This is a genomic window from Pseudomonas sp. RL (assembly GCF_000647775.1).
Classification (GTDB): domain Bacteria; phylum Pseudomonadota; class Gammaproteobacteria; order Pseudomonadales; family Pseudomonadaceae; genus Serpens; species Serpens flexibilis.
Map to the genome: position 1 here is coordinate 1 of NZ_JBOY01000029.1, position 6,515 is coordinate 6,515.

Genomic DNA, 6,515 nt, shown 5'->3' on the forward strand with positions numbered 1-6,515 from the left:
AGCATGACCGAGGACGAGCTGATGGCGTTGCCGGCGTCGGCGCTGGATAAGCTGCTCGGCAACACGCTCTGAAGACGCCTCGACGTGATACAAAAGCCCGCACAAGGCGGGCTTTTCCTTGACCAGAATATTTGGCAGTGCCAAACTTTAGCCATGACGCCAACCCGCGCGACAGACGGGTAAAAGGGTCGCTCCCTCCACCAGCGCACATCTCTCGGTAGCTCCCACGACACGGGGCGAGGCACTCGATGAATCCATTTCAACGAGCCGCGCCAACCGAGAACTGCGTGGGCGTGGCGGGGAGATTGGCCGCATGGCTAAGACCAACTTTGCTGCTCTGACCACGGAGCAGAAGACCGCGTGGGGTATGGCCTTCTGGCACCACGCTCGCAACAACGCCTTCATTTCGCGCTTCCTGGGCAAAGGCCCGAACTCCATGATTCAGCACATCACTGAGCTGACCAAGGGAGCCAAGGGCGCGCGTGCCGTTCTGACCCTGCTGGCCGACCTGCGCGGCGACGGTGTGGTCGGTGACTACGACCTGGAGAACAACGAAGAAGCGCTGTCCAGCTTCGATACCGTGATCCAGATCGACCAGCTGCGTCACGCCAACCGCCTGGCCGGCAAGATGGCCGACCAGAAGTCCATCGTGAACTTCCGCAACGCCTCCCGCGATGCCCTGGGCTACTGGGCCGCTGACCGTATCGACCAGCTGGCCTTCCTGAGCCTGGCCTCTGTCGGCTACGCCTTCAACACCAACGGCTCCCGCCGCCCGGTCAAGGCCACGGGCCAGAACCTGGCCGACCTGGAGTTCGCCCCGAGCAACCCGGCGCCGACCGCCAACCGCTGCTTCCGCCTGACCGCCAACGGCATCGCCAGCGGCACCGGCTTCGACGCCGCCGACGGCACTCTGGAGCCGCTGAGCTACAAGGCCTTGGTGCGCCTCAAGGCCGCCGCCAAGGACAGCTATATCCGTCCGATCAAGGGTGGCAAGGGTGGCGAGCTGTACCACGTGTTCGTGACCCCGCAGGGCATGGCCGATCTGCGCCTCGACCCGGACTTCCTGGCCAACATCCGCAACGCCGGCGTGCGCGGTGACAGCAACCCGCTGTTCTCCGGTGCCGACAGCGTGCTGGTCGACGGCCTGGTGGTCCACGAGTACCGCCACGTGTTCAACACCGTGGGTGCGGCCGCCGGCGACGGCTTCGGTGCCACCACCGGCGCCGACAAGGGCCAGCGCGTGCTGCTGTGTGGCGCGCAGGCACTGGGCATGGCCGACCTGGGGGTCGCCGAGTGGAACGAAGAAACCTTCGACTACGGCAACCAGCTGGGTATCGGCATCGGCAAGATCGTGGGTTTCCTCAAGCCGCAGTTCAAGGGGAACCTGTCCAGCTACGACACCAAGGAAGACTTCGGTGTGCTGACCCTGGACACCGGCCTGGCTGCTTACGCCTGATCAGGGGTGGGACTGGGTGGCCTCCGGGCCACCCTTTTTTGAGGACAGATAATGACCAAGTACGTTTCTGACACCACACAGGTGGTTTCCGTCCAGGGCGTTTCGGCGCTGTTTTTCGCCGGTGTGCCGCGCCCGCTGCGCGCGTCGCTGATCGGTGCCGCGATGGCGGCCGGTGTGCGCGAAGCCGGTGCCCCTGCCATTGATCTGCCGGCCCCGACCCCCGACGACGTGACCGTCGACGACGTGGTGGCGGCCATCCATGAACTGATGGCCGAGGGTGACGCGAAGCTGTTCGCCACCAACGGCGAACCCAAGCTCAATGCGCTCAAGGCGAAGGTCGGCAAGCCGGTCTCCGATGCCCTGCGCGACGAAGCCTGGGCCATTGTGAAGGCTGAGGGCTGATCCCATGCCAGTGCTGGCCAGCGACATCATCGACCGTGCCCAGACCATCGTCCAGGACAAGACGGGTGTGCGCTGGCCCTACCAGGAGCTGTTGCAGTGGCTCAATGATGGGCAGCGCGAGGTGGCGATCCACAAGCCGTCCGCGACCGCGCAGAACGACGTGATCCCGCTGCAACCGGGCACCCTGCAGAGCATCGGCGATGGCGGCCTGTGCCTGCTGCGCGTGATCCGCAACCTCAAGACGCCGGTGGGCACGCCGCGCGTCGGTGGCCGTGCCTGCCGCATCGTGGCCCGCGAGGTGCTGGATGCCCAGCATCCGAGCTGGCACGACCCGGATGTGTTCGCCTACACCAAGGAGGTGAAGCACTTCTGCTTCGACGAGTCGGACCCGACCCACTTCTACGTGTTTCCCGGCAATACCGGCGAGGGCGCGCTGGAGGCGGTGGTGTCGCGCAGCCCGGCCGATGTGGTGGTGTCCCCGGGCACCGACCCGAACAACCTGGCCGCCTACCGGCAGCCGATCACGATCCCGGACATCTACTCCAACTGCCTGCTGGACTACGTGCTGTTCCGCGCCTACTCCAAGGATGCGGACTACGCCGGCAACAGTGAGCGCAGCACGCATCACTACCAGGTCTTCGCCTCCAGCCTGGGGGTCAAGACCCAGGTCGAGGCGGTGGTGAGCCCGAACGCCAACCAGCGCGGCGTGGCGGTGTAAGCTATGCACTATGTCGATGAGCTGCTGCCCGAAGCGCTGATCGCCGCCCCCGGCTGCCCGGAGACGGTGGTCGAGCGCATGTTGCGCGTGGCGGCCACCGACTTCTACCGGGCCAGCCTGGCCTGGCGGGTGACCACCGAGGTAGTGCCGGTGATTGCCGGACGCCGCGACGTGGAGCTGGAGCTGCCGGCCGACACCACGCCGCTGCGCCTGTACTGGGTGCGCCTGGACGATGCGCCGCTGGACGCGATCAGCGAGCGCAACCTGCCGCCGGCGCGCGAGGGCACGCCGACCGGCTATGCCAAGCTCACCGACCACACCCTGCGCCTGGATCGCGTGCCGCAGGTGAACTACCGGCGCAACGGGCTGGTGGCCCACCTGGCCGTGACGCCGACCGTGCAGTGCGACGACCTGCCGGACGAGCTGTTCTATGCCCACCGCGACGGCATCCTCAGCGGCGGCGTGGCCCGGCTGATGGCCATGCCCAACGTGCTGTGGAGCAACCCGGCGCTGGCCCAGGCGCACTACGCGCTGATGGCCGACCACGTGACCCGCGCGCGGCGCGAGGCCGATGCGCTGTCCGCCCCGGTGGTGCGCAAGGTGCGTTATGGAGGCCTGTGATGACCGTCTTTCAGCGCGTGGAGCAGGTCCAGGACCTGCGTGATCACTACTCCCTGATCGAGCAGGCGTGCGAACGCCTGAATGCTCGCGCCCAGCGCGCGTTCTTCGCCCCGGATGTCTATGCCGACCTGCTGGAAGGGCGCGCCCGTGCGGTGCTGGCCTTCCAGGGCCAGCGCGCGGTGGGCTTCTTCGCTACGCGCCCGGGCACCGACAGTGAGGGACGCCCGACCCTGCTGGTCTGGCTGGCCTATGTGGTGCCGGGCACGCCGGGCGACGTGCTGCTGGCCGGTATGCACCTGGTCGAGCACATCGCCAAGGAGGACGGCCTGGGCTCGGTGGTCTTTGCCACGCAGCGCAAGGGCTGGCTGCGGGCGGCCGCGAAGCTGGGCTACCGACTGACCGAATACCGATTCGAGAAGGTGATCGCATGAGTGGAGGCGGCAGCAAGCCCGAGAAGGTCAAGGTCTCCGAGGGCGAAAAGCTCCAGGCCCAGACCGCCAAGGACCAGTACGCCTACTACCAGGGGCGGTACGTTCCCTTGGAGCGGCGTGGCATCGCCGATGCCATGCAGGACTACAGCCCGCGTCTGGCCGGGCAGGCCACCGCCGGCGCCATGCGTGCCACAACCGGCAGCCTGCGCGACGCCGCCCTGGGTGGCCCGGTGGACAGCGGGGTGCTGGGTGGCGGCCTGACCCAGAGCTTCGTGGACGCCTCGGCCGCCGGTCGGCGCGAGCGCGATGACCGCCGCCTGGACATGCTGGGCGTGGGCCGGGGGGTGTCCTCCGACGCCTCGCAGACCCTGGGCAGCGCGGCGCGTCTACAGACCAACGCCGCCATTGACGATGTGCAGAGCCGGCTGGCCGAGCAGCAGGCCAAGAACTCGACGCGCCTGGCCATCGTGGGTGCGGGCGCAACCCTTGCCGGGGCCTACGGCACCAAGGCGCTGATGAACAGCCGCGCGAACGAGCAGGTCCTGCAGAACAGCCTGAGCCTGGGCAGTGCCGCGTCGGGTTACACCGGCGCCGGCTTCAAGAACTTCGTGGCCGCGCAGCGCGCGGGGGGAGGCCGGTAATGGCAGGGGGCGGTGGTGGCCGCGTCGGCGGCGGCCGGGTGACCGTGAAGGGCGTGGCTACCCAGGCCAGTGCCAGCGACACGCCGCTGGCCGATGAGATGGCGCGCATCTCGCGCGCCGAGTTCGAGCGCTACCTGGCCGACTACCGGCCGCTGGAGGAAGCGACCATCAGCTCCCTCGACGAGTCGAGCGAGGCGGCGGCAATGGGCCGCGCGGTGACCGACCAGGCTCGGGCACGCAGCGCGCTGGAGCGGATGCGCGGTCGCTACGGCACCGAGGTGAACCCGGCGACGATGGCCGCCGAGGCGCGGCAGAACAGCCTGTCCGGTGCCCTGAACACACTGACCGCCGGTAACACGGCGCAGCTGGCCGATCTGGATAACCAGCGGCAGACCCTTTCCGGCCTGCTCAACGTCGGCCAGTCCCTGCGCCAGGAGTCGATGGGCAACTACAGCGCGGCGTCTGGCCTGGAGGGTGCGCGCCACTCGGCCAACCAGGCCAATGCTGCGGCGGCCAAACAGCAGCGGGCCAGCAACCGCAACGCGATGATCCAGGCGGGTGTCTCGCTGGGCGCCGCCGCACTCTTTGCGTTCTGATTCGGGAGACCAGCATGTCGGATTACTTGGGAGCGGTGCTGCGGGGCCTGGAGTCGGGCAGCCGGATCGGCCTGGGCGCCTATGAAATGGAGCAGCGCATCGCGCGCGAGAAGCGCCTGGACGACCGCCAGGCCCAGCGTGACGCCATCGCCGACCAGCAATGGACGCAGACCTACGACCTGAACGTGCAGCAGCAGAACGATGCGCGTACTTTCCGCGAGGGCCAGCTCGGGCTGATGCGCGACGCCCACAACCTGCTCGAACGCAAGTACGGCGACGCACGGGCCGACAAGGCGCGCATTGAGCACATCCAGCGCATGGAGGGCCACGCCCAGCGCCTGTTCACCGGCGACGACGGCCTGCCGGTGACCAACGCCCAGGCCCTGGCGCAGAAGATCAATGCCTCGCAGGGCCGGGACCTGAACCTGCTGCTGGACCTGGCGGTCGAGCGCGGCTTGATCCCAGCCGAGCGCCGCACCCACTACAAGGGCGGCGAGGTGATGGTCGGCCCCAACGGTGGGCTGGTGATTCGCCTGGAGGGCAAGAGCGGCGAGGGCAAGCCGATCACCGACAAGGCCTACCTGTCCGAGCGCGGCACGTCCGACCCGGACGACCCGATCATGGAGATCCCGGTCCATGCGCTGGGCCAGATGGCCCTGGGTGACCAGTATGTGGCTGCGCAGCGTGCCGTTACGCTGGGTGCCGAGCGTTTGCAGGCCCAGCGTGTCAGTCTGTCCGGCCTAGTGGACGATCAGGTCCGCCGGGCGGGGGGAACCCCCGAACACATCGCGGCGCTGGAGGCCGAGCTGGCCCAGGCCGAGGCCGGACTGTCCGCCGCAGACGCAGAAGTGGGCCTGGGGCGCGCGGCGCTCAACGCCAAGTACGGCAACAAGCTCTTTGGCGAGGGTGGCATGGTCGGTTCGGGTTCGCGCGGCTTGACCGAAACCCCGGAGGGATATGCCGCACGCCTGCGGGCCGAGGCACAGGGCGTGGTGGATGCGAAGCGCGCCGGCCTAAGCGCCGCGCAGAGCCAGCGACCGCTGTTCGAGGCGGCTGCCGAGCAGCAACTGGGTGACTTCCAGCAGCGCGAGCGGTCGGCGCGCCTGTCGCTGGGCGACGCCGGCTACCTGGCCGGGGTAGCCGCCGAACCCGCCGCCCGTGCCAAGCGCGCCGAGCAGGCGACCAAGTTCCGGGGCGATCTGGCCAAGTCGGTGGCCAACGCGGTGCATATCAACAAGGACGACCAGGAGGCCATTTCCAAGGCGGACCTGATGGCCGCGATCAACGCCCTGGACCCGGCGATCCTGGACATGGCCGCCGAGCGCGGCGACGCCCAGGGCGCGGTGATGCGCGCGGCCCAGGACATGGTGCGCTTCGGCATGAACGGCGGCCTGGAGGGCTTCATCATGGCGCAGGCCCAGGGTATCCCGGCCCAGGCCTATGCCGAGGCGTATGCGCAGCTGACCGACAAGGACCCGCAGCTGCGTGCGCAGAAGGCGCTGATGCTCGCCCAGCGCGGCGCTGCCCGGTAGTTCAAGCCATTCAGGTCAAAATAGCCAGTTGACAGTATACTGAAACCGATATAATCTTCCGCTCGCAACACAGCAACACAGCAACACAGCAACACAGCAACACAGCAACACAGCAACA

General features: G+C 68.1%; 8 protein-coding genes. All 8 read left to right on the plus strand.

The window, feature by feature from the left end; all coding sequences use genetic code 11:
* Positions 1-313: 313 nt before the first annotated feature.
* The 8 genes from AS93_RS0106175 to AS93_RS0106210 are packed head-to-tail and all read left to right on the plus strand — an operon-like array spanning position 314 to position 6,397.
* Positions 314-1,456, plus strand: coding sequence for a N4-gp56 family major capsid protein (locus tag AS93_RS0106175; RefSeq protein WP_027589796.1), 1,143 nt, complete (start codon positions 314-316; stop codon positions 1,454-1,456).
* Positions 1,457-1,507: 51 nt separating this feature from the next.
* A complete protein-coding gene (locus tag AS93_RS0106180) occupies positions 1,508-1,858 on the plus strand; it encodes a hypothetical protein (RefSeq protein WP_027589797.1) in 351 nt (116 codons plus the stop codon).
* A gap of 4 nt (positions 1,859-1,862) precedes the next feature.
* Positions 1,863-2,576, plus strand: a complete 714-nt coding sequence (locus AS93_RS0106185) for a DUF6682 family protein (protein WP_027589798.1) — start codon at positions 1,863-1,865, stop codon at positions 2,574-2,576.
* A gap of 3 nt (positions 2,577-2,579) precedes the next feature.
* Positions 2,580-3,197: a hypothetical protein gene (locus tag AS93_RS0106190; RefSeq protein ID WP_027589799.1), complete on the plus strand. Its 618-nt coding sequence runs from the start codon at positions 2,580-2,582 to the stop codon at positions 3,195-3,197.
* A complete protein-coding gene (locus AS93_RS0106195) occupies positions 3,197-3,628 on the plus strand; it encodes a hypothetical protein (RefSeq protein WP_027589800.1) in 432 nt (143 codons plus the stop codon). The genes AS93_RS0106190 and AS93_RS0106195 overlap by 1 nt, the downstream gene beginning before the upstream one ends.
* Positions 3,625-4,269, plus strand: coding sequence for a hypothetical protein (locus tag AS93_RS0106200; protein WP_027589801.1), 645 nt, complete (start codon positions 3,625-3,627; stop codon positions 4,267-4,269). The genes AS93_RS0106195 and AS93_RS0106200 overlap by 4 nt, the downstream gene beginning before the upstream one ends.
* Complete coding sequence (locus tag AS93_RS0106205; protein WP_027589802.1) at positions 4,269-4,865, plus strand: hypothetical protein; 597 nt, start codon at positions 4,269-4,271, stop codon at positions 4,863-4,865. The genes AS93_RS0106200 and AS93_RS0106205 overlap by 1 nt, the downstream gene beginning before the upstream one ends.
* Before the next feature lie 14 nt (positions 4,866-4,879).
* Positions 4,880-6,397 carry a hypothetical protein gene (locus tag AS93_RS0106210; protein ID WP_027589803.1) on the plus strand — a complete coding sequence of 506 codons (1,518 nt, stop codon included), beginning with the start codon at positions 4,880-4,882 and terminating at the stop codon, positions 6,395-6,397.
* The last annotated feature ends 118 nt before the right edge of the window (positions 6,398-6,515 follow it).